Genomic DNA, 23,228 nt, shown 5'->3' on the forward strand with positions numbered 1-23,228 from the left:
ACATTAAGTGGAGAGAATATTATGTGCACTAAACATCATTCATGCCGCTCAGCTAAAGTGGCCTTCAATCCTAGTCATGAAGCCTCTTGCTCGAATCCTAAAATAGCTCACATACAAATGGAAGGGATCAGTGAGGTTGATTCTGGATGTTGCAGTTCAGATAACTGTTCTAGTGGAACTCAGTCTTCCGATGAGGAAAGCGACCCGATAGGGATTAAGAAAAAAGGTCACACTCACAGTTGGAAAATTACGGGCATGGACTGTCCGTCATGCGCAAAAAAAATTGAAACAGCGGTTAATAAAGTCGCTGGTGTCATGGAGGCTAAAGTTTTATTTGCCACAGAAAAACTTGTGGTCAAGCTAGATAGCAAAAGTACTGCCGATAACGTTGAACAAGCTATTCAGGGCGCAGGCTTTCGTTATAACAGTGACTTGTCTTCAACAAAGCCGCAGCCTAACTCAGGTTGGAAAGCCTTAGTTAAACAAAACTCTTCGATTATCGCGATTGCATTATCTATGGCTATCGCTGCGCTTCTTAAACCAATATCTCCTGTATTCAGTGAATGGATGTTCACTTTAACCTGTTTGGCAGGCTTATATCCAATTAGCAAGAAAGCACTCCAGTTGGCTAAATCAGGGACTCCATTTGCGATAGAAACGTTAATGAGTGTTGCGGCTATCGGCGCTCTCTACTTAGGTGAAGCAGCGGAAGCGGCCATGGTACTTTTGCTGTTCATGATTGGTGAGCGTTTAGAAGCATTTGCCGCTTCACGAGCGCGAAGTGGTGTTCAGTCATTGATGGAGCTAGTGCCTGAAACCGCGACAAAAATAATCAATGATGAGCGTGTTGAAGTGTCTGCTAGTGAACTACAACCTGGCGACATTATTGAAGTTTCACCAGGGGCTAGACTTCCAGCTGATGGAAAACTGATGGGGCAAGCCGCCAGTTTTGATGAAAGTGCGTTAACCGGTGAATCAATACCTGTTGAACGTATTGAAAATGATTCAGTGATGGCAGGCGCAGTAGTGGTTGATAAAGTGGTGCGCTTTGAGATCACCTCTAAGCAAGGGGAAAATGCTATTGATCGAATTTTGCATCTTATTGAGGAAGCAGAATCGCGTAAAGCGCCACTAGAGCGCTTTCTCGATAAGTTTAGCCGTTGGTATACGCCCTTAATGATGTTGGTATCTTTAGTTGTTATTCTTGTACCGCCGCTATTTTTTGCTCAGCCTTGGGAAACCTGGGTTTATCGAGGGCTCGCTTTACTGCTTATCGCTTGTCCGTGTGCTCTGGTGATCTCCACACCTGCAGCCATTACATCTGGGCTTGCAGCTGGCGCTAAACGAGGTGCTTTAATCAAAGGCGGCGCAGCACTTGAGCAGCTGGGTAAAATAGAAACCGTTGCCTTTGATAAAACGGGCACTCTGACAATGGGAAAACCAGAAGTCACAGATATCATTACCATGGGTCATGTTGAAGGAGCAGAGCTTCTGCGCAATATTGCTGCCATTGAAGTTGGCTCTACCCACCCACTTGCTGTGTCACTGGTGAATAAAGCCAAATCGTCTGGCATCGAGATCCCTGAGGCAGATGACAAACAAGCGCTAATAGGTCTTGGTGTGCGTGGTTTGGTTAATGGAGTTGAATATCAGGCAATCGCACCAAGCAAAATCGGTTTTGTATTGTCGAGTGATGTTGCCGAGGATGTGCGTAAGCTGGAACAGCAGGGCAAAACAGTGGTGGTGGCGATTAAAGGGGATAATACAGTTATTGGCCTCATTGCTTGGCAAGATACCTTGAGAGAAGACTCGTCGGATGCCGTTCGGGCGCTTAAGAATCTTGGCGTTAATGCAATTATGCTGACCGGAGACAATGCTCGCAGTGCAAAGGCCATTAGCTCATTGATAGATATCGACTACAAAGCCGGATTGCTACCACAAGATAAAGTGACGTATGTTGAGAGTTTGTCATCAACAGCAAATGTAGCCATGGTTGGTGATGGCATCAACGATGCACCTGCGATGAAAGCATCCAGTATTGGTATTGCTATGGGTGGAGGAACAGATGTGGCACTTGAGACTGCGGACGCCGCCCTAACTCATAACCGCTTGGTCGAGTTGGCTAGCATGATCGAGTTGTCTCGAGCAACACTCAACAATATACGTCAGAACATTGCTCTTGCACTGGGGCTCAAGGGTATCTTTCTTGTTACCAGCTTGCTTGGTATTACCGGACTTTGGGTGGCTGTTCTCGCTGATAGTGGCGCAACTGCGATCGTGACCCTTAATGCACTCAGGCTACTTAAGTTTAAGCCACAAACATAGGTGTTTAGTCACACAACCAAGCCTGAGAGTTATTCTCAGGCTTTTTTATGTAATTTAGGCACTAATAGACAATAAAGTGTGATGCAAAACGATTTTATTTGCAAAGAAGATATTTGGTTATCAATTATTTGTGATTTAAATCACCATTAAAGTTGGCTCAGTTGGATACATTATGCCCTGTACCCAACCAAATAAATAAAACGAAAAGATAGGCAACGCCACCTATTTCGTTATGAAAGGAGCTATTTTATGTCTCAAGCTGTATTCCATCTAGGAGTCACTCAAGACGATCTTGCTGATGCCAAGCTAGCAATTATTCCAGGTGATCCTGCTCGCGTTCAAAAAATTGCTGAACAAATGGATAATCCTGTGTTTTTGGCCAGTCATCGTGAGTACACACTTTACCGTGCCGAGCTTGATGGCAAACCCGTTATTGTTTGCTCTACTGGTATTGGTGGTCCTTCAACCTCTATCGCGGTTGAAGAGTTGGCTCAGCTTGGTATCAATACTTTCTTACGTGTTGGTACTACTGGTGCTATCCAACCACATGTGAAGGTGGGAGACATGATAGTATCCACAGCTTCAGTTCGCTTAGATGGTGCCAGCTTGCACTTTGCTCCAATGGAATTTCCAGCAGTGGCTGACTTTGAGGTTGCGACGGCAATGAAAGCTGCGGTTGAAGAGTCTGGTGCTAAAGTTCATATGGGCGTGACCGCCTCTAGTGATACTTTTTATCCTGGGCAAGAGCGCTATGATACCTTCTCTGGCCGCGTAGTGAGGCGTTTTCAAGGCTCAATGAAAGAATGGCAAGATATGGGTGTTCTGAATTTTGAGATGGAATCAGCGACGTTACTGACAATGTGTGCAAGCTCTGGCCTGAAAGCAGGCTGTGTAGCAGGAGTCATTATCAACCGTTCTCAAAAAGAAACCCCCGATCACTCAACCCTGAAAGAAACGGAAGCTCGTTCAATTAAAGTGGTTGTTGAGGCCGCGCGTAAGATGCTTTGATACAAGATTAATATCGATAAGGATCTTCTATAGAGGGGCTAGAGAAGATCTTTATTATTATAGGTTTATTTTCATAGCAGAATCCTGCTCAATTTATTTTTTTCCGCGGAGCTAAATATTTTATTGGTCGACAGTGCAGCAGAAAGCCTCTTTGCGGTCGTGTCCAGCGTTGGATACAATGGTACGTTTTTTGACTAGTATGATTGCCGTAAGTAATGCCATTAATGAAAGAATGGTAATTAAAGTGTCTTCTTTGGGCTGAACCTGTGAACACAATAAACTCACCAGGCTCCAGAAACCAATACATATACAACCTTGTAGCGCAGCCGCATAACCTGAGTAATAATCAGCGAATATTCTCAAAGAGCTAGCCATGGCATTAATAAAAAATAGCCCACAAAAAATGGCCATGAGACATAAATAGATAGCGATATCTATTCCTGATTGAGGTAGTATCCATTGTTTGGTCAAAAAAGCTATAGCCAGTATCGTATTAGCCCAAATTGAAAAAGATATAATACCTTCCTCGGAGTAGAATTTTAGTAATAATAGATTGCTAATTGCAGCAAAGGCATAACAGCAACCCATAGTGAGAGTAAATAACCCATATTCATATGTGGAATATTTAAAATCATTTTGAAAGATATATGGAGACAGAAGGTGTGCTATTACCATTTCCCCCCAAAATAAAGTCATTAGTACTGTCAGTGTAGTGAATTTAGTATTAGTAAGTATACGCCTAAAAATTAATATTCGCCTTTTTTTGTTAATCTTATTATTCTGAACTTTTTGTTTTTTTAGTTTTATTGTAAATAACAAAATAATTAATTGGTAGAAAAATAAAATGACGAAAATATGTTTCCATGAATAGTAAGACGAAATTGTAGCTCCTATATAAGGAGCAATAATTGGTGTTATAGAGTAGAAGAATTCGAAACATAGAAACCCATAAGTAAGCTGTTTTCCTTTATAATTATCCATTAATATAGGTGTTGCTAAGATTGAAGTGCTTAAGCCAACTCCTTGTAAAGTACGCCCTATTAAAAAATTTATTGGGTTTTGAATAAAAATTATCAGGGCAGTGCCTATTAAGCTTACGCACAAGCCCGTAATGATTATATTTCTTCGGCCTAGTTGTTCAGATAAAACGCCTGCTAATAGTAAAAATATCGCATTAGCCCCAAGATATAGGATAAGTGATGAATTAGCTGCAAGATAACTCATATTCAAAGCTTCTTGTATTTCAGGGAGAGCAACTAAATAAATATCGACAAACACTTGGTAAGCAATACCAACTAAAACAGCAACTAACAAAGGGGTTATACGTGACATAGTAATTACTTTACCTTCATCTCTCTGTAGCGTTCCTGTAAAAAGCTATGTGCAGTATGATGTTCGGAAAGTTTGCACTCTTCTTTTGGGTGAACACAAAATGCAAGAGAAATTCGCTCTTCATGTGAATTAGAGGGTTGTATTACTCTGTGATAAAAAGAAGGGTAGAAATCTTTGGTACGCATTGCAAGCATATCACCAGAATTTATTACGATACTATTGGGCATATATGGAACTGGTGTCCACTTACCATCTCTGGTTTTAGCTTCTAAGCCTGCACTAGATACATTAGGTAGTAGAGTAATTAGATTAATATCCGCGTGTGATTCAGCTCTTTGTGCACCAGATTTTGCATCGTCGGAAAAGCTATCTAACGGTGGATAGTAATTCATTCTAAATAACGTTTGTGGTGAGTCTTTTGCCATACTGTCTAGTGGTTCTTCTAGTTCAGTCTTGATTTCTTGGGGAAGATATTCATGCAACCACCCCAGCAGTTTTGCAGACAAATCGAGTAGACGCAGTCTGATGTTATCACTTATTTCTTTTTGTTCAGGAGGACATATTTTTCCATCATAATAGTGATATATCTCTTTAAGATCTTTTTTAGTGAAACCTTTGGCAGTTTCAGAAACGGTTCGAGGAATAAAGCCAGCTACTGTATCTTTATTGTATAAGAAGGATTTTTTACTGTCGTCAGCTTGGTAAAAAAAATTTAACCAATTTGAATATAGACTTTCTATATCTGATTGTTCAATACCAGTTTCTGTTAATACGACAAAGCCAGACTGATGAAGAGCTTGAGCGAATTCCTTAGCTGTATCTGAACTATTATTACTCATATTTATTACTTTCATGCCATTCTCTTTCCTTGTGATGAATCATGGGACGAAAAGCCTACCATAAATATGAATATTATCTATGTTTCATATTGTTTATTTTCGTTTTTAGTGATCGTGATTAATTATTTCTATTATAAATATAACTATATTGGAAAGTTTGTAGATTTTTTGATAAATAATTAGAGATGAAGGAGATATATTTAGAATCACTATCTACAAAAAGCCCTGCTATTTAGAGCAGGGCTTTAAAGTAATACTATTAAGCGCTATTACATGACACGCATACCAGGTTGAGCGCCTTCATGAGGTTCTAGAATCCAGAGATCGCTTCCGCCTGGTCCAGCAGCCAAAATCATACCTTCTGACATACCAAACTTCATCTTACGAGGCTTAAGGTTTGCAACCATAACGGTCAACTTCCCTTCAAGTTCTTCTGGCTTATATGCCGACTTAATGCCGGAGAAAACCTGACGAGTTTCGCCACCGATATCAAGCTGAAACTTCAGTAGTTTGTTAGCTTTTGGTACTTCCTCGCAGGAGATAATACGAGCGATACGCATATCAACAGCGGCAAAAGCATCGAAATCTATTTCTTCTGCAACCGGATCTTTATCCAATTCGGTTTGGCTAGCTTGATTCTTAGCGGCTTCAGCTTTTTCCTTGGCTGCCATTTCAGCAGCGGCATCTTGTTTTGATGCTTCAATCATAGCCTCAACCTTTTTCGGGTCGATACGATTAAACAGAGCCTTGAATTTGGTAATTTCATGACCTGTTAATGGCTTGGCTATTCCTTCCCACGTCAGCTCTTCATTTAGGAAAGCTTGTGTACGTGCGGCTAGAGCAGGCATCACAGGCTTGAGGTAAGTCATGAGCACGCGGAACAAGTTAATACCGACAGAACAAATATCTTGTAGCAGTTGGTCTTTGCCTTCCTCTTTTGCCACAACCCAAGGTGCTTTTTCGTCAACATATTGGTTGGCTTTGTCAGCCAGTGCGGTTACTTCACGTATTGCACGGCCAAATTCACGCGTTTCGTAAAGCTCGGCTATGCGATCGGCCGCGGCAACAAATTCTTGGTACAATTCTGGCTCTGCAAACTCATCAGAAAGCTTACCCTCGAAGCGTTTTGTGATAAATCCAGCATTGCGCGAGGCAAGGTTAACAATTTTATTTACTACATCTGCGTTAACACGTTGAGTGAAATCTTCAAGGTTAAGGTCTAAGTCATCGATACGGCTGTTTAGTTTGGCCGCATAGTAGTAACGTAGGCACTCAGGATCGAGGTGATCAAGATAAGTGCTGGCTTTAACAAATGTGCCTTTCGATTTAGACATTTTGGCACCGTTAACAGTGACGTAGCCGTGAACAAACACATTATTTGGTTTACGGAAACCACTGCCTTCGAGCATGGCAGGCCAAAATAGAGAGTGGAAATAAACGATGTCTTTACCAATGAAGTGGTAAAGCTCGGTTGTGCTGTCTTTTTTCCAGTATTCGTCAAAGTCTAAATCACTGCGCTTATCGCACAGGTTCTTAAATGAACCCATGTATCCGATAGGTGCATCGAGCCAAACATAAAAGAATTTGTCTTTTTCGCCTGGAATTTCAAAACCAAAATAAGGGGCATCGCGAGAGATATCCCATTGTTGCAGGCCTGATTCAAACCATTCTTGCATCTTATTGGCTGTTTCAGCTTGCAGTGAACCTGAGCGCGTCCATTCTTGGAGCATGCTTTCAAACTGTGGCAAATCAAAGAAGAAATGCTCAGAGTCTTTCATCACTGGCGTTGCGCCGGAGACCGCTGATTTAGGGTCAATCAGTTCAGTCGTGCTATAGGTTGCACCGCAGCTGTCACAGTTATCGCCGTACTGATCGTCAGATTTACACTTAGGGCAAGTGCCTTTTACAAAACGATCAGGCAGGAACATTTCTTTTTCTGGATCAAATAGCTGAGAAATCGTACGGCTAGAGATAAAACCGTTTTTCTTCAGTTCCAAATAGATGTGTGACGCAAGCTGCTTGTTTTCTTCAGAATGAGTACTGTGGTAGTTATCAAAGCTAATATCGAAACCAGCGAAGTCTTTTTGGTGCTCTTCACTAACGGCAGCGATCATCTCTTCTGGTGTGATTCCCATCTGTTGTGCTTTGAGCATAATTGGCGTGCCGTGGGCATCGTCAGCACAGATGAAGTTTACCGTGTTACCACGTAGGCGTTGGTAGCGAACCCAGATATCAGCCTGAATGTGTTCAAGCATATGACCTAGGTGGATCGAACCATTAGCATACGGAAGGGCACAAGTTACCAGCAGTTTCCTTGGATCAAGGTTTCTTTGATCGTTTGCCATACTTAATATTCGCTTTTCTGATAGATATAAAAAATTGACCCTAATACTACCTTATCCACATTGCGACTCCAAGGTATCATCTGCTCGAATACCTTAGTTTTTTCAGGGTTCAGTCCATTAAAGAGCAATGCTAGGATTAGAATCATAAGGAGGACCTATGCGTCAATTGTCGAACAAAGAAGAACTTTGCCATTGGCTTAATCAGTTTGAGCACCCAAGTCTTACTCAAGAATGGGCTAGTGTGCCGGGTATGGTTTCGGTCTCAGCGACCAAGCTCACGGTATCTATACCTTTTGCGGCATCGTCTCTAGTTGAAAGCTTATCGAGCTGGGTAGAGTCGCAACATTGCAATGGACAAATTGCCCCAGTTGAGTATGAAATAATTGTGCAGCCAAAGGCTTTGCAAACTCATGTCAGTCATGAGATAAGCGGCGTTAAAAATATTATTGCCGTCACTTCAGCAAAAGGCGGGGTCGGCAAGTCAACCACAGCCGTCAACCTTGCGCTTGCGATCGCCCAATCCGGTGTAAAAGTTGGTTTGTTGGATGCGGATATTTATGGTCCTTCCGTGCCTCTTATGATTGGCCAACAAGGTGCCTCTCCCCAAGTTAAAGACGATAAATGGATGCAGCCTATATTGGCGCACGGTATTTATACCCACTCTATTGGATATTTAGTGTCAAAAGATGAAGCGGCAATTTGGCGCGGCCCAATGGCTTCGAAAGCTCTCGCTCAACTGCTTAATGAAACCGAGTGGCCAGAGCTCGACTATCTTGTGATTGATATGCCGCCTGGTACAGGTGATATTCAATTAACCCTTGCTCAGCAGGTGCCAGTGACAGGTGCGGTGATTATCACCACGCCACAAGATCTTGCGCTTGCGGATGCGCGCAAAGGTGCAGCCATGTTTGAAAAAGTGCAGGTACCTGTGATTGGACTGGTTGAGAACATGAGCTATCACATTTGCAGCCATTGCGGTGGTAAAGAGGCCATTTTTGGTGTCGGAGGAGCGCAGAAAATGGCTAGCGAGTTTGGTCTCGATTTGCTTGCCCAGATCCCTTTGCATATTTCGCTAAGAGAAGATACGGATAATGGCTGTCCAAGCGTTGTCGCCAGACCAGACTCAGAACAAGCGGCGGACTATATTCAGTTAGCAGAATCCGTGTGTGCAAGAATGTATTGGCACGGAAAAGAAAAGCCACAGTCAATTCAGTTTACAATGCTTGATTAATGTTTCGTTGCGTTGGTGTTAATACTTGTTGTGGCTTTTAGGATATTACTCAATTTGAGGTATACGCGGTAATCGTTTGCGTTACCGTTATTGCTTCTAATTAGCGTTTTGGATGAAATCCTCACTAGCATGTCAAAGGCGAACTCCCTATAATCAGGCGGTTTATATATTACACACTAGTACTTTATGGGCATATTTTGTCCAGTTTGGGTATTAGAACACGACACCAATTCAATTCATCGGGTGCAAGAATAATGTCTGATAATAATCAATGCGTCATCGTCGGTATTGCTGGCGCATCGGCTTCTGGAAAAAGTTTAATCGCTAGTACTATCTATAATGAACTTCGTGAGAAAGTAGGCGATCATCAAATTGGTGTAATTACGGAAGATTGCTATTACAACGATCAGGGTCACCTGAGCATGGAAGAGCGTGTTAAAACCAACTACGACCACCCGAACGCATTAGACCATGACTTACTGTGTGAGCATTTAAAAACGCTGACCCAAGGTGATGCAGTTGAAGTGCCAGAATACAGCTATGCTGAGCATACTCGTACTGAAAATACGACCTTGATGACACCAAAAAAAGTCATCATCCTTGAGGGGATCCTGCTTCTGACAGACCCTCGTTTACGTGAACTTATGCACGCGACTGTGTTTATGGATACACCGCTAGATATTTGTTTGCTGCGCCGCGTGAGACGTGACGTAGAAGAACGTGGCCGTACCATGGAGTCTGTTTTAAAACAGTACCAGGAAACAGTGCGACCTATGTTCATGCAGTTTATCGAGCCATCTAAGCAACACGCAGATATTATTGTGCCTCGTGGTGGTAAAAATCGCATCGCGATTGATGTTTTAAAAGCGCATATTGCAAAACTTTTGAAAGCTTAAGCCTTATTCCTATTCAAGCGCTTTATTTTTTTCGTAAGAAGTGGCACCTTAGGTGCCACTTTCTTTTTATCTGTAATAAGCCTTATCACCCAAGTTCGCTTTTGGATGTATTGGCCAATCTACGACAACCCTGAACAGCAAGGATAATTCTGATGAAGAAACTGTTCCTATTAATTGCCATTCCAATCATCGTGCTGCTTGGTGCGATTGTAGCGCTGGTACTTTTCGTCAACCCGAATCAGTTTAAGCCACTTATCGTTGAGCAAACTCAAAAACACACTGGCTTGGAGTTGGTAATAGAAGGTGACATCAGTTGGAAGTTTTTTCCATCGCTTGGCTTTGAGCTAGGTAAGACAGAACTGAGAAACCCACAAGGGTTTTCTAAACCGAACTTATTTAAAGTTGATACGGTTGGTATTGATGTGTCAGTGTCACCGCTTTTAAACCAGCAACTTGAAATTGGTAATATTACCCTTGATGGTGCGGAGTTCTATCTTGAGACACTTAAAGATGGCACCAAGAACATTGATGCGTTAACCAAAGCGCAGACAGAACAAGCAGAGTCAGAACAAGCAGAGTCAGAACAACCAGCTGCTACTGATACGCCAGTAGAGTCTTCGTCCACTGACACGACAGAGAAACCAGCCTCCGGTTGGAGCCTTAACCTTGCCGGTGTGACCATATCCAAAGCTGCGATTGAAATTCAGGATAAACAGGCAGGCACATACACCAAGTTGTATGATGTGTCTCTTAACTTGTCCGAGTTTGCTATTGATACCTGGACCCGCACTGATTTTGCGGTTAAAGGTGAGAACAATCAGCAGAAGTTTAATGCACAGGGGAGCGCTGAATTTAAGTTAGCAAAAGGTTTTGCCGAGTATTCGTTGCGCAGCATAGAACTTAACGCGGGTTTTAGTGATCCAGCGAATCAGTTTGACTCGATTAAACTAGGTTTGGAGACATTTGATTTTGATAAAGCCAATGCTTTGACTTATCACCTAGTAGGACGTGCTGCCGATCTCGACATTGATATGCAAGGCAGCGGCAGTTTGACCGTCGATAAAGCGATCTCAAAAGTGGTGATGGACAAGTTGACCCTTGATGCAACATTTAAAGGTGAGACTCTGCCGCAATCTCCGATGAAAGTCGATATGGTCTCTGATTTATCCTTTGACTTGACTAGAAGCCATTTAAGTTTTGTTTTAGAGAAGCTAACCGCTAACGCCTTGGCATTTGATGGTAAAGCCAATGTGACCTTAGGTGATATTCCTAAAGTGCGTTTTTCACTCCATAGCCCTAATATCGATTTGGATGAATTTCTTGGTCTTGATACAGCAAAAACTGACAAAGCATCGACGGAAAAACCAAAGGCAGCACCAAGCCAAAACAGTGCGCAAAAGGCGTCAACTCAACCAGAAGTTGAACCAGATTTATCCGTACTTAAGTCTCTAGATATCAAAGGCGATATCACCATTGATAAATTTAAGGCGAGTAACGCCAAGATGGAAAAGGTCAAAACCAGTTTCTATGTCAATCGTGGTATTGCTGAACTGACGTCTTTTTCTTCGAACTTGTACCAAGGTTCGATCAATGCTTCTGCAAAACTGGATGCAAGAAAAAGCCCAGCGACTTATACGGTTAAAAAGCGCATTAAAGGTGTTAAGGTTCAGCCTTTGCTTTCCGATGTGGCTAACAATGATAAGTTAGAAGGTACAGGTAACATCGATGTTGATGTGAAAGGCCGCAGCCTGACTCCAACAGGGATTCAAAAGAATTTAGTTGGTACTGTGGTCATTAACTTTACCGATGGTGCGGTGAATGGCATCAACGTCGCTCAGTTAATTCGTGAAAATTACGCTAAGTTTAAAGGTCAAAAAGCCGAGCCTTCTAAAGAAGCACAGAAAACCGACTTTAGTGCGATGAAAGCAACCTTAAAGCTTAATAAAGGCGTTGTTTCGACCAATGATTTATCAATGCAATCGCCACTGCTGCGTATTCGAGGAAATGGCAGTGCGAACTACATCGAGCAAACCGTTAACTTTACGGTCAGTACTTCGATTGTCGGCTCACTGGAAGGTCAAGGTGGTAAGAATATTGATGAGCTAAGAGATGTGACCATTCCAATTAACATCTCTGGTTCTTGGGCAAAACCTAAATTTAAGCTGGTCTTTGACGATGTATTGAAACAGAAAGTCGAAAAAGAAGTTGATCGTGGTTTGAAAAAGCTAGATGAGAAACTCGGCGATAAGATAAAAGATCAAAAGACCAAGGATGCGGTTAACAGCCTGATTAAAGGGTTGTTTAACTAAGCTGCATTAGTCACGAACAAGCTTAGAGTAAAGCGCCCAGTTGGGCGCTTTTATTTTAAGGCGGTTACCAATCAACCCCTTTTAGCGCTTTGACTCCGGAGTCAAACGCATGTTTCACATTCTTAACCTCAGACACAGTATCAGCCATTTCAATCAGAGTACGGTGTGCTCCGCGCCCAGTAATAATTACCGATTGCATCGACGGTCTGTTGTTTAGAGCGTCAACTACTTCCTCTAATTCGATATAGCCGTAGCTAACCATATAAGTTAGTTCATCAAGCAAAATCACGTCTATCGAAGCATCGCTGAGCATACGTTTACACTCCCCCCAAACTGTCTGCGCCGCTTGAGTATCGAGCTCTTTATCTTGTGTTTCCCAAGTAAAACCGGTTGCCATCACTTGAAATTCGACGCCAAGCTTTTCCAGAAGATTTCGCTCGCCGTTATCCCAAGTGCCTTTGATAAATTGTGCGACTGAACAAGTTAAGCCGTGGCCAACGGCGCGGGCTATGGTTCCAAACCCTGAGGTCGATTTACCTTTGCCATTACCAGTAATAATAAGTAATAGACCTTTTTCATCTTGAGCTGCTGCAACTCTCGCATCGACTTGTTGCTTCACTTTTTGTTGTCTTGCCTGATGGCGTTCTTGTTTCTGGCTATCAGATGTCACGGGAAGTCCTTTTTAATTTTAAAAACTGAGTCTATGATATCGCATCCACAGTGGTGCAAAAAACCATGGCTTTGTAAGGAAAAGGAAAATATGGCCAAGAAGATACTCGTTGTTTGTATGGGCAATATCTGTCGTTCACCAACAGGCGAGGCAATTTTACGAGCGAAAGCTGAGCGTATGGGGCTTGATATCGAGGTTGATTCAGCAGGAACAATTGGTTATCACCAAGGTAATCCGCCCGATCCCCGCTCCAAGTCGGTTGGTGAGCGCCGAGGCTATTCATTTAAAGGGATCGTATCACGCCAAATTGTCGATGAGGATTTTGCTTACTTTGATTTGATTTTGGCCGCTGACAAGGACAATCTTGCCGATTTACACGCGCAATGCCCAGTTGAGTATCGAAACAAATTGCAGCTGTTTCTTAGCTATGGTGAGAGCGAACACGAAGAAATCCCTGACCCGTATTATGGCGGGGACAATGGTTTTGAACTGGTTGTCGATTTGATTGAACAAGCCTCAGAAAAGCTGCTCAAAACCTTAGCTAACCAGTAAAGTGTTCAGTAAAGTGTTTGACGAATACCGAACTAGGCGGCCATAACTCGGCCGCTAAAGTAATCGTTAGAGACAATATACTCGGTATTTCTAATTAACTCATCACGTATCTTCGCCCAGTGGATATTTTGCTGTTCATAGCAAGGCACCACTCCTCCAACACGTATATTGAATGGATTAAGCTCTTTTGCCCAGCTTTGGGTGAAACCTGCAACCATAGAGGTTGCATTTTCAAACCCAGACATATCACTGTAATCCGCGTGAGCAATCACGTTGACAATCACACCATTTTTTTTGTCTTGGCGCATTCTTTCAGCGGTTGCCTGACCGAAGGTAAATAAAGTGGTGGCCATCAAAGATAGATGTTGAGTGAAAATATCGCTGGCTTTTTCATCAAAGAATTTTGGCATGGTTTGGCTAGTGAGTGCATTGATCAATACATCAGGGGATTGATGAACGGATTGATCAATAAAGTTAAACAATGAGTTAATGCTATCTAAAGAATGATCATTCATTGCATGCTGATAAATATTCGATGAAATTTTTTTGCATCGCTCAAAAGTTTCATTTAATTGGGATTTATTGGTATCACAAAGAATGACAATTCCATCAAGAGATGCAAAGTGCATAGCTAGGGTGCTGCCGAGTTGAGTTCCTGCGGAAGTTATTAATATTACAGCACTTTTTATGTCCATACACTGTGCCTCCATTGGCGGCCTTGAAAGTTTGTCCACATATCATGGTAGATTAATTGTGTGCTTGGTGTGAATAAGGTCAAATAACTTGTGTATATCTTGGGGTTAAATTAAATAACTTGCGCTCATTCACATTTATGAGAAACTTGTTGATTAATAAGTGAGTGATATGAAAGTAATTGTGATCTGAATAGATCTTTAAACTTGTGTTTGAATTTGGAAGCTTCTTTGGGCTGTGACCAACTGATTGTAAAGATCGATTGGCATGATAGATTTGCTGCCAGTCTCACCCAATTGGCGACGTTGGTGCCCTGATAGGTTGTGGTAGACTTCTTCGGGAAGATTGAATGTGTCTTCCGGTAGATAAGCCAGAGCATCAGGTTTGAGGTAGTGACTCAGTTTGGCGCTTGGCAGGCCAGAGGTGTGAAATAGCTCTGCCTGAGTGGCCGCTACTGGATAAGATTCTTGGTTGGAGCGAAGTTCTTGTGGCTGTGATAATTCAAAGCGGCGTCTTAAGGCCTCTTCTGTTGTGTCTATTTCTTCCACTATTTCAAGAGGGGTGTTATCTCTAACATCATCAGAAAACATCGATAGAATCAAGGCAAAGTCAGCACGACGCCCTTCGTGAACGGCATGGTTAATCCCATCACCGAACTGAAGCTCGTTAATTATTCCCGCTTTGTCTAATGTATGAATCTGAGTTTGCATCTTACCTCGCTTGATGCTTATGTAACGGCGACACCCAGACAAACTTTAGTGAAATGGTTGAACAGAAAAGAAAAAAGCCAGCAGATGCTGGCTTTTGATACGCAATAAGCGTTAGAGACTGGTAGCAGAATTATTTTGCTAGATTCTGTGCAACAAAATCCCAGTTAACTAGCGCCCAGAAGCCGTTCATGTAATCAGGGCGAACATTGCGGTAATCGATATAGTAAGCGTGTTCCCACAAGTCAACAGTAAGCAGTGGAGTCGTACCTGCTTCTGTTAGAGGCGTTGCTGCGTTAGATGTGTTAACGATATCTAGAGAACCGTCCGCTTTTTTAACCAGCCAAGTCCAAGAAGAACCAAAGTTGTTGATTGCTGAGTCAGTGAACTTAGCTTTAAAGTCTGCGAAAGAACCAAACGCAGCATTGATTGCTTCTGCAACCGCACCTGTAGGCTCACCACCTGCATTTGGCGCAAGACAGTGCCAGTAGAAAGTGTGGTTCCAGATTTGAGCCGCGTTGTTGAATACGCCACCTGAAGAAGTCTTGATGATCTCTTCTAGTGATTTACCTTCAAACTCAGTACCTGGAATAAGACCATTTAGCTTAACAACGTAAGTGTTGTGGTGTTTGCCGTGGTGGAAATCTAGAGTTTCAGCTGAGATATGTGGTTCTAGTGCATCTTTTGCGTAAGGAAGAGCTGGTAGTTCAAATGCCATTGCTCGATTCTCCATTAAATATGAGAGAGTTAAACTCTCTCGATTGCTTCCAGTGTCATTTATTATCATGGTGGACCATGGTCCGCCACGTCGTTTTGGTAACTGCGCTATAGTTTAGCAAGTTTTCACTTTATTAAAAGCATCACAGCAGAATTCTATATGAAATAAACTTGTGGTATAAAGCCATAAACATTATAGGCTTTTTATTCTCTGACAATGGTTTAAAATATGCTAATAATTTGCGGTAATACCATATAAAGAGGAAGCAATGGAAACCATAGATAAAATTAAACAGCAAATTGAAGAGAACGCTATCCTGTTGTATATGAAAGGTTCTCCAAAGCTACCTAGCTGCGGCTTTTCATCTCAGGCGTCTCAAGCATTGATGGCTTGTGGCGAAAAGTTCGCTTACGTTGATATTCTACAAAACCCAGATATTCGCGCTGAACTTCCCGCTTACGCTCAGTGGCCGACTTTCCCTCAGCTGTGGATTGAAGGCGAATTGATTGGCGGTTGTGACATCATTATTGAGATGTTCCAAAAAGGTGAGCTTCAGCCACTGATCAAAGAAGCGGCAGAGCGCGCAGGCTCAGACGAAGAAGAGTAAAGAAACCACTGTTTAAATTTACAGTTTTTCTTGATTTCTAAGGGCTACATTGGTTAATGTAGCCCTTATTGTATCTGCTTGAAATTATTTATGACGCGTCTATTTATCGCCGAGAAACCAAGCCTTGGCCGCGCTATTGCGGCAGCGCTGCCTAATCCACAGAAAAAAGACCAAGGCTTTATTCGTTGCGGTAATGGCGATGTGGTGACCTGGTGTATTGGCCATTTGCTTGAGCAAGTAGAGCCTGATGCCTACGATGATAGATACAAAAAGTGGAACATGGCAGATTTGCCCATAGTGCCGCAGCAGTGGCAGCTTAGACCAAGAAAATCGGCCAGCAAGCAATTAACCGTGGTAAAAAAGCTGCTCAAAACCTGCACAGAGATCATTCATGCAGGCGATCCCGATCGTGAAGGGCAGCTGCTAGTCGATGAAGTGTTGGACTACTGTAAAGTGGCGAAGGCTAAGCAAACCAGCGCGCAGCGACTTTTGATCAGTGATCTCAACCTTCCTGCGGTAAAACGCGCCTTAAATCAAATGCGTAGTAATCAGGAGTTTATTCCTCTTTCTGTTTCAGCGTTGGCTCGCTCTCGCGCTGACTGGCTGTATGGCATGAATATGTCACGAGCTTATACTTTGCTTGGCCAGCAAGCGGGCTATCAAGGCGTTCTCTCTGTTGGGCGAGTGCAAACCCCAGTACTTGGCTTGGTGGTACGCCGCGATGAAGAAATAGAAAACTTCGTTCCTCGGGATTATTTTACGCTCGATGCGCTGATCCCTTATCAAGAGGGTGCGCGTCAATTTGATATCCGTGCTCGCTGGAAGCCCAGTGAAGCTTGTCGGCCTTGGCAAGACGAAGAGGGCAGAGTACTCAATCGAAAGCTGGTGGAGAATGTTGCAAGTCGAATCGCCAATCAAGCGGCGGAGGTGGTTGAATCAGAGCAAAAACAAAGCAAGCAGTTCGCACCGCTGCCGTATTCGTTGTCTGCGCTACAAATCGATGCAGCCAAACGCTTTAGCATGAGCGCTCAGCAAGTTCTTGACACTTGTCAGTCCTTATATGAAAAACACAAGCTCATTACCTATCCACGCTCTGACTGTCGTTACCTTCCCAAAGGTCATTATTCTGAGGCAAGCAGTGTGTGTGATGCCATTAGCAATAATGCCAAAGAGCTTAATTCGGCCGTCTCTCAAGCCGACTTAACGCTCAAATCCAAAGCTTGGAATGATAAAAAAGTCGATGCTCACCACGCTATCATTCCCACGCCTAAAAAAGCGTCAGTCAATGCGTTATCAGCCAATGAGATGAAAATCTACCAGCAAATTGCGCGTCAATATTTAATGCAGTTCTATCCTGCGGCTGTGTATGCCGAAGCTAAACTGGTGTTTGATATTGCTGGTGGTGAGTTTGTTGCCAAGGGGCGCCAACTGGTTTCTGCGGGGTGGAAAGCGCTACTTGGTAAAACCGATGAAGAAGACACAGGCGTAGATACGGTTCCTCCTTTACCTAAAGACAGTGTGCTAACTTGCCGGGAAGGGGAAATCAAAGATCGCAAAACTGAGCCTCCCAAGCATTTTACGGAAGCTAGCTTGCTGCAAGCCATGACAGGTATTGCGCGTTTTGTTTCGGACAAAGAGTTAAAAAAGATCTTAAAAGAGACCGATGGTCTTGGCACTGAAGCGACTCGCGCAGGGATCCTCGATACCTTGTTTAAGCGCCAGCTTCTTAAAAGACAAGGCAAAACCATTTTAAGCTCGCCTGCGGGGCGAGGGCTTATTCATGCTCTGCCTGCTGAATCAACCTATCCTGACATGACCGCCCACTGGGAGCACCAATTACAGGGAATGGCGGAGAGAAATCAAGCTTATCAGCCCTTTATGTCGGCGCTTCAAGGCAAGATTGATGGTTTGATGCAGCAAATAAAGTCACAACCTGTTCCTGAATCGCTGCGCCATTTACCAAAAGTGGAAAAGCCTGCCTATAAACGCAAACGTGGCGGGCGCGCTAAGTACAGCGGTAAAAAGCGCTTCGCAAGCTAACTCCTTATTGCCAAGGTATCAGTTACCAAGGTAATGGCGAGCCATCGAAGTTAATAAACTCACCCGAGTTGTCGGCCGTTGCAGACTCAATAACCTCAATTAAGCCCGAAGCGGAAGTTTCTGTAGTTATCATGGCGTTCGGCCCGCCCATGTCAGTCAGTACCCAGCCGGGGTGAAGCGCCAATACCGTAAAGCCTTGGCTGGCGAGATCGTTACTTAAGCTTTTCACGACAGAGTTGAGCGCGGCTTTTGAAGAGCGGTAGATATAGGCTCCGCCAGATGTATTGTCACCCATGCTACCCATTTTTGAAGAGATGCAGGCGATCTTTTTCAGTGAGCCTCTTTCAAGGTTAGGGTAAAGGGCTTCAACCAATTTCATCGGCGCTATGGTGTTGATTTCCAGTACCTTACGCCATTCTTCAATATCAGTTTCACCAAACATATAGCCTTTTGGCCCATAATATCCGGCGTTATTGATCAAAATATCTATCTCAGGAAGCTGGCTTGATAGGGTTTCATAACGGGCGTAGTTAGTGACATCGAGCTGATGGCAATGCAAGTTTGGACTTTCGAGCTTAAACAGTTCGCTGGCATGACTTTGCGAGCGATACGTTGCGTGCACTTGATAGTTTTTGGCAAGGTAATGCTTAACCAAGCTCAAACCTATACCTCGGTTCGCGCCAGTAATAACCACTGTAGTCATGGGTAATCCTTATTAGTTAGGGAAGGGTAATCAAGAAAAAAAGACGTCTTGCTCTAAGCAAATCAATTTAAGCATGTTTTGCAATTGGACGACAACTTGTTACCATGCCAAGCATCAAAATATGCGCAGATAGTCGCTCAAAAAGGTCAACAAAACCTAATGATTCCACTAGTCTATCACCCAATTTATTCCAAGCTCCCTTTGACTGATGGGCACAGGTATCCGATTCACAAATATCGGCTCCTCTATCAAAAAATCGAAACCAAGCGCCAAAGCGATAGTAAGTGGCAAACAGGGTTTTGCTACCATCAGCCCGAGCCGCTGTTAAGAGAAGAAGTTGAGCAAACCCACTGCAAGCACTACATAGAGCAGCTTTTTTCCGGAACCTTAGCGGTTTCGCCCATGCGGCGCATCGGCTTTCCTTGGAGTCAGAGCTTGATTGAGCGCACACTCACCTCCGCAGGCGGAACCTGCTTGAGCGCAGAGCTTGCCATAGAAAAGGGTATTGCTATCCATCTTAGTGGCGGCTATCACCACGCACATTATGATTATGGCAGCGGCTTTTGTTTGCTGAATGATTTGGTGTTGGCTGCCAAACGAGCACTGCGTCAGGAGGGGATCGATAAGGTGCTCATCGTTGACAGTGATGTTCACCATGGCGATGGAACCGCGACTTTATGCCAAGACAACCAAGCGATTGTTACCCTTTCTTTCCATTGTGATAAGAACTTTCCGGCCAGAAAGCCAGACTCAGATATGGACATTGCTCTGCCAAAAGAGACCAGCGATAGCGAATTTCTCAGCACATTTGAGTCGGTGGTGGAAATGGCGATTAATCTTCATCAACCGGATTTGATTTTGTATGACGCAGGTGTGGATATCCATCAAGAAGATGAACTAGGCTATTTTAACATCAGCACGCAAGCAATTTTTGCCCGCGATAAGCGCATGTTTGAGATGGCAAAACAACGCGCGCTACCAATAGCCTGTGTAGTCGGTGGTGGCTACCGGAGCGATCACAGTGAATTGGTGCCCATTCATATGCAGTTATTGAATGCCGCCTTTGAGGTTTATGCCAAGAGCGAAGAAAAGTCATGAAACAAAGAATTAGAGCGGCAGGCATTCTTATCCATCAGCACTCGATATTGCTTTTAAAAGTCAAAGACTTCACAGGCGAATATTGGGTGCCGCCCGGCGGTGGCTTAGAAGAGGGGGATAAAAGCTCCAAAGCGTGTTTAGTCAGAGAGTTTAAAGAAGAAGCTGGCCTAGAGATTGAAGTGGGCGATCTTGTTTGTGTGCGCGAGTTTTTAGAAACCGAGAAAAACCGCTACCACTGTGAACTGTTTTACCATGTGACCAGTTATAGCGGTGAGCCCCACCTTAATAACCTTGTTGGATTAAACGATGAGCATTACATCCAAAAGGTAGAATGGGTGCCGTTATCTGAACTTGCCGAAAAGCGCATATACCCCAAAGAACTTGCCCACAAGCTACTCGAACTTATCGACAATCAAGAATTTTCGACCCACCTAGGCAGTTATGTTCAGGGTGAGAAAGAAGAGATTAATTATTTGTAAGCTATCTCCTACCACAAAGTCAGTGTGGTGACGTTCTGTGCTCTGATCTAGACACAAAATTGGACAATTCCGTGTTGCGATTTCTTATGAATGCCAGATATTCGGATAAATTTAGTTATGGCAAAATAAAAAATCTGACCCCGAAAACTACCCGAATGACAATCTATTCACACAGACTAGAGTCTAAAACATACGTCCGACTTGAGGATTTCAAAGTCACTTCTCTCTTTGTTGGGCATTCGACATAGTTGTTGCCTCTGATTTCTTGCCTTAGCATAGAGTCAAAGTAGTGACCTAACACAGCAAAAACCAATGCTCCAAATAACATTAATCTAAGTGTTAATTTTGGTAGTTGTACATTTAAAAATATATTGAGTAGTGCCATTGGTATACAAGGAAGAAAAAAGCCAAATAGTACAAATGAAGATGTATTGTTAAAGTATCCCGCAACTTTAATGATGGACTCAATACCTACGCTTTTTACTAAATTGCTGAAGTCATAAATACCAAAAGCGCACCATAGCGTTATGGCGATAAAGAATAGCAAAGCAGAAAGCTTCTTCAGTAAGTCTGTCATATTAATCAATTAACTCTTCTACTGCTTCTTTCATTGGTTCGGTAAACTTATATTCATCGTCTAAGTCTGAAATATAACCACCAATCTTGAAGGCGGAATAAGCAAACAAGCCCAGCCCAACGGCAACTGGTAAAGAAAAACCAAAGAGCAATCCTAGTGCCGCACGTGAGCCGAGTAAAATACCTTGAGCGACGACTCCTGCAACAACCCCCTTGGCCACGTCAGCAGAATATTGACCGACAACTTTCCCCAAGGTTTTTTCATCATGCAGTATGTAATCTACGGCATTAACTGCACCACTAAACACAAGCTCTACATAGATGTTACCTTTCAAGAAGTTAATATTGCCTTTTACAGTGTTCAGTGCGTAGCCGATTTTAAGCATTTGAGGTGTCGCTTCTTGCCAGCGAATACCGAGATCTAAATATCTAGGCTTGTAATTCTCAACCACAATATTCGTCACTCCATTGATACTGACCGCTTTAGCCGTTACTCCCCACCCACCAAGCTCTTTGGCGACTTCATAGGCACCTTTTAGGCCCATACTTACGCCTGTGTAGTCTTTGCCTGTAGAAAGTTCTCCATGAGTGTCTTTTATCAGCAAATCCAAATACTCGTTCGCTTCTTCAACTGTCATCACAGCAATGCTGACATTGGTCTGTTGAGACGTATCCCACTGATATTCTTTGGCTTGCTCTTGTAAGTCTTTATTCCACTCTTTTTCAGTAAGATCATAGGCCTGTTGCGCAGCCGCGCGCTCTGCAAGAACTCGCTCTCTGTTTTCAGCCCAGCGTTTTTCATCTTTCGCTGTGTAGGTTAATTCCGCTCTGCGCTCTTGGCGTTGACGCTCCGCTCTTTCTCTTGTGGTTTCTTGCCTTTCTTCTGGGGCATATGGGAAAGATTCATACCGCATTTAAGTTCACTCTTATAAAAAATAAGAGGGATGATACCAATAGTTTCAGCTAGTTATAATCTCTGGTAAGACATTTTGATGCATTAACCATCCAAATAGTCATTTTGACTACTTAAACGCTCAAAATGACGTTTTTAGTCCTCAGTTTTTGAGAGCAAATATGAATAGAATCGGGTTTTATTAGTAATGGACAAAAGTGTTTTAGGTCTGTCGTTCTAAAACACTTGTTCCAGATTAGAAAAAGTATCTTGAAAGCTTAAACGCCTGTGTTCGAAAGATGGTAGTGATCTTAAATACGATGTTAAGAGATGGCGTCGTGTGGGATGAAAACACAGCTAAAAATTAGCTATTGACGCCATAGTCGTTTGTTAGGCATTTTTCACAGCGTCAGCCACTTTCTCTGCTATTTCTCTAATCGTGAACATAGTCGAGTTCAACGCTACCTTATCGACTAAAGATGGGCTTAGCTTCATAATCTCGTCTTTAGTAATGTTGTGCCAGATAGGTAATATGACCTTATCTCCTTCCATTTCTCTTACCACTAACCCATTTAGCTCGTACTGAGTCCAGTTTTTTTCAAAAAATGCTTTAGACAGGATAATTAGACCATACTTTGATTCAGCAAGACCTTGGTCAATTGAACTACGCAAGCTATCTCCAATACGCAGTGTATATTCGTCGTACCACACAGATACACCCAACTTAATTAACTCGTCAGCTAGTGGCTTAACGAAGTCGGCTTTATCTTCCGAAGCGTGGGAAATGAATAACTCAGTCCCTGATTGTGATTCTTCTTTATCAGAGGGAAACTCAATTGCTATGTTTTTTAACTGAGACAAAATGTTCTCCTGATTATCCATTTCTTCATTAATCGCTCGATTTAAAGCCAATCGTTCTTTTTTCTTAGCTTGACCACCAAGCTTAGTTCTCTGCCTCTCATTAACCTTACGAGACTTTTGATCCTTTTTTGCCTTTACTTGTTTTCGAGCCTTTATCACTTGTTTCTCTTTAGCTCGAAGCTGCTGTCTAAGCTTACTGATATTATCTAGTGAAGGGTCTGCAGACTTTAGTTTCTGAACAATCAAGTTGAACTCGATCTCTCTGTTCAACAAATTTTTTTCGCACTTTTCGATTTCGGCATCTAATGTGCTAACACCTTTAAACTTTGGATGTTTCATGCAAATCT

General features: G+C 42.9%; 21 protein-coding genes. 10 read left to right on the forward strand and 11 right to left on the reverse strand.

Annotated elements, in window-relative coordinates; genetic code table 11:
* Window positions 1–21 precede the first annotated feature (21 nt).
* Window positions 22–2,325 carry a zinc/cadmium/mercury/lead-transporting ATPase gene (locus FIV01_RS04860; protein ID WP_152429987.1) on the forward strand — a complete coding sequence of 768 codons (2,304 nt, stop codon included), beginning with the start codon at window positions 22–24 and terminating at the stop codon, window positions 2,323–2,325.
* A gap of 249 nt (window positions 2,326–2,574) precedes the next feature.
* Window positions 2,575–3,333 carry a uridine phosphorylase gene (gene udp / locus FIV01_RS04865; RefSeq protein WP_152429988.1) on the forward strand — a complete coding sequence of 253 codons (759 nt, stop codon included), beginning with the start codon at window positions 2,575–2,577 and terminating at the stop codon, window positions 3,331–3,333.
* Between the two features lie 120 nt (window positions 3,334–3,453).
* On the opposite strand, the gene FIV01_RS04870 is transcribed toward udp, so the two are convergent.
* The 3 genes from FIV01_RS04870 to metG form a co-directional block, all read right to left on the reverse strand.
* On the reverse strand, window positions 3,454–4,665 hold the full coding sequence (locus tag FIV01_RS04870; protein ID WP_152429989.1) for an MFS transporter: 1,212 nt from the start codon (window positions 4,663–4,665) through the stop codon (window positions 3,454–3,456).
* A gap of 5 nt (window positions 4,666–4,670) precedes the next feature.
* Complete coding sequence (locus tag FIV01_RS04875; RefSeq protein ID WP_152429990.1) at window positions 4,671–5,519, reverse strand: 2OG-Fe(II) oxygenase family protein; 849 nt, start codon at window positions 5,517–5,519, stop codon at window positions 4,671–4,673.
* Between the two features lie 254 nt (window positions 5,520–5,773).
* The gene (metG, locus tag FIV01_RS04880) at window positions 5,774–7,849 is read right to left on the reverse strand and encodes a methionine--tRNA ligase (RefSeq protein WP_152429991.1); all 2,076 of its coding nucleotides are present in this window, start codon (window positions 7,847–7,849) and stop codon (window positions 5,774–5,776) included.
* A gap of 157 nt (window positions 7,850–8,006) precedes the next feature.
* Here metG and apbC point away from each other — a divergent pair, with 157 nt between their 5' ends.
* From apbC to FIV01_RS04895, 3 genes are all read left to right on the forward strand, one after another.
* Complete coding sequence (gene apbC, locus FIV01_RS04885) at window positions 8,007–9,080, forward strand: iron-sulfur cluster carrier protein ApbC (RefSeq protein ID WP_152429992.1); 1,074 nt, start codon at window positions 8,007–8,009, stop codon at window positions 9,078–9,080.
* A 254-nt stretch (window positions 9,081–9,334) separates the two neighbouring features.
* Window positions 9,335–9,976: a uridine kinase gene (udk, locus tag FIV01_RS04890; protein ID WP_152429993.1), complete on the forward strand. Its 642-nt coding sequence runs from the start codon at window positions 9,335–9,337 to the stop codon at window positions 9,974–9,976.
* Window positions 9,977–10,128: 152 nt separating this feature from the next.
* A complete protein-coding gene (locus tag FIV01_RS04895; RefSeq protein WP_152429994.1) occupies window positions 10,129–12,285 on the forward strand; it encodes an AsmA family protein in 2,157 nt (718 codons plus the stop codon).
* Window positions 12,286–12,349: 64 nt separating this feature from the next.
* Here the strand turns inward: FIV01_RS04895 and cobO are convergent, their stop codons facing one another.
* Window positions 12,350–12,955 (reverse strand): cob(I)yrinic acid a,c-diamide adenosyltransferase, encoded by a 606-nt coding sequence (gene cobO / locus FIV01_RS04900; RefSeq protein ID WP_152429995.1) that lies wholly within the window; start codon window positions 12,953–12,955, stop codon window positions 12,350–12,352.
* Between the two features lie 90 nt (window positions 12,956–13,045).
* Between cobO and FIV01_RS04905 the strand changes: the two genes are divergently transcribed.
* Window positions 13,046–13,507: a low molecular weight protein-tyrosine-phosphatase gene (locus tag FIV01_RS04905; RefSeq protein ID WP_246210424.1), complete on the forward strand. Its 462-nt coding sequence runs from the start codon at window positions 13,046–13,048 to the stop codon at window positions 13,505–13,507.
* Between the two features lie 32 nt (window positions 13,508–13,539).
* On the opposite strand, the gene FIV01_RS04910 is transcribed toward FIV01_RS04905, so the two are convergent.
* From FIV01_RS04910 to sodB, 3 genes are all read right to left on the reverse strand, one after another.
* Window positions 13,540–14,202: an SDR family oxidoreductase gene (locus FIV01_RS04910; RefSeq protein WP_152429996.1), complete on the reverse strand. Its 663-nt coding sequence runs from the start codon at window positions 14,200–14,202 to the stop codon at window positions 13,540–13,542.
* Window positions 14,203–14,400: 198 nt separating this feature from the next.
* The gene (locus FIV01_RS04915; RefSeq protein ID WP_152429997.1) at window positions 14,401–14,910 is read right to left on the reverse strand and encodes a VC2046/SO_2500 family protein; all 510 of its coding nucleotides are present in this window, start codon (window positions 14,908–14,910) and stop codon (window positions 14,401–14,403) included.
* Between the two features lie 130 nt (window positions 14,911–15,040).
* Window positions 15,041–15,625 (reverse strand): superoxide dismutase [Fe], encoded by a 585-nt coding sequence (sodB, locus tag FIV01_RS04920; RefSeq protein ID WP_152429998.1) that lies wholly within the window; start codon window positions 15,623–15,625, stop codon window positions 15,041–15,043.
* Window positions 15,626–15,893: 268 nt separating this feature from the next.
* Here sodB and FIV01_RS04925 point away from each other — a divergent pair, with 268 nt between their 5' ends.
* Both FIV01_RS04925 and FIV01_RS04930 read left to right on the forward strand, forming a co-directional pair.
* The gene (locus FIV01_RS04925) at window positions 15,894–16,232 is read left to right on the forward strand and encodes a Grx4 family monothiol glutaredoxin (RefSeq protein ID WP_152429999.1); all 339 of its coding nucleotides are present in this window, start codon (window positions 15,894–15,896) and stop codon (window positions 16,230–16,232) included.
* A 90-nt stretch (window positions 16,233–16,322) separates the two neighbouring features.
* Window positions 16,323–18,272 carry a DNA topoisomerase III gene (locus FIV01_RS04930; protein WP_152430000.1) on the forward strand — a complete coding sequence of 650 codons (1,950 nt, stop codon included), beginning with the start codon at window positions 16,323–16,325 and terminating at the stop codon, window positions 18,270–18,272.
* A 22-nt stretch (window positions 18,273–18,294) separates the two neighbouring features.
* On the opposite strand, the gene FIV01_RS04935 is transcribed toward FIV01_RS04930, so the two are convergent.
* On the reverse strand, window positions 18,295–18,975 hold the full coding sequence (locus FIV01_RS04935) for an SDR family oxidoreductase (RefSeq protein ID WP_152430001.1): 681 nt from the start codon (window positions 18,973–18,975) through the stop codon (window positions 18,295–18,297).
* 159 nt (window positions 18,976–19,134) lie between these two features.
* Between FIV01_RS04935 and FIV01_RS04940 the strand changes: the two genes are divergently transcribed.
* Both FIV01_RS04940 and FIV01_RS04945 read left to right on the forward strand, forming a co-directional pair.
* Window positions 19,135–20,073, forward strand: coding sequence for a histone deacetylase family protein (locus FIV01_RS04940; RefSeq protein ID WP_152431656.1), 939 nt, complete (start codon window positions 19,135–19,137; stop codon window positions 20,071–20,073).
* Entirely contained in the window at window positions 20,070–20,552 is a 483-nt protein-coding gene (locus FIV01_RS04945) for an NUDIX domain-containing protein (protein WP_152430002.1), read from the forward strand. Before FIV01_RS04940 ends, FIV01_RS04945 begins: the two co-directional genes overlap by 4 nt.
* 163 nt (window positions 20,553–20,715) lie before the next feature.
* Here FIV01_RS04945 and FIV01_RS04950 read toward each other — a convergent pair whose 3' ends face one another.
* The 3 genes from FIV01_RS04950 to FIV01_RS04960 all read right to left on the reverse strand — a co-directional run bounded on the left by FIV01_RS04950 (window position 20,716) and on the right by FIV01_RS04960 (window position 23,220).
* Entirely contained in the window at window positions 20,716–21,129 is a 414-nt protein-coding gene (locus FIV01_RS04950; RefSeq protein ID WP_152430003.1) for a hypothetical protein, read from the reverse strand.
* 1 nt (window position 21,130) lies between these two features.
* Window positions 21,131–22,042 (reverse strand): hypothetical protein, encoded by a 912-nt coding sequence (locus FIV01_RS04955; RefSeq protein WP_152430004.1) that lies wholly within the window; start codon window positions 22,040–22,042, stop codon window positions 21,131–21,133.
* Window positions 22,043–22,410: 368 nt separating this feature from the next.
* Window positions 22,411–23,220: a toll/interleukin-1 receptor domain-containing protein gene (locus FIV01_RS04960; RefSeq protein WP_152430005.1), complete on the reverse strand. Its 810-nt coding sequence runs from the start codon at window positions 23,218–23,220 to the stop codon at window positions 22,411–22,413.
* Window positions 23,221–23,228 lie beyond the last annotated feature (8 nt).

Source organism: Vibrio aquimaris (genome assembly GCF_009363415.1).
In the GTDB taxonomy this organism is placed as follows: Bacteria; Pseudomonadota; Gammaproteobacteria; order Enterobacterales; family Vibrionaceae; genus Vibrio; species Vibrio aquimaris.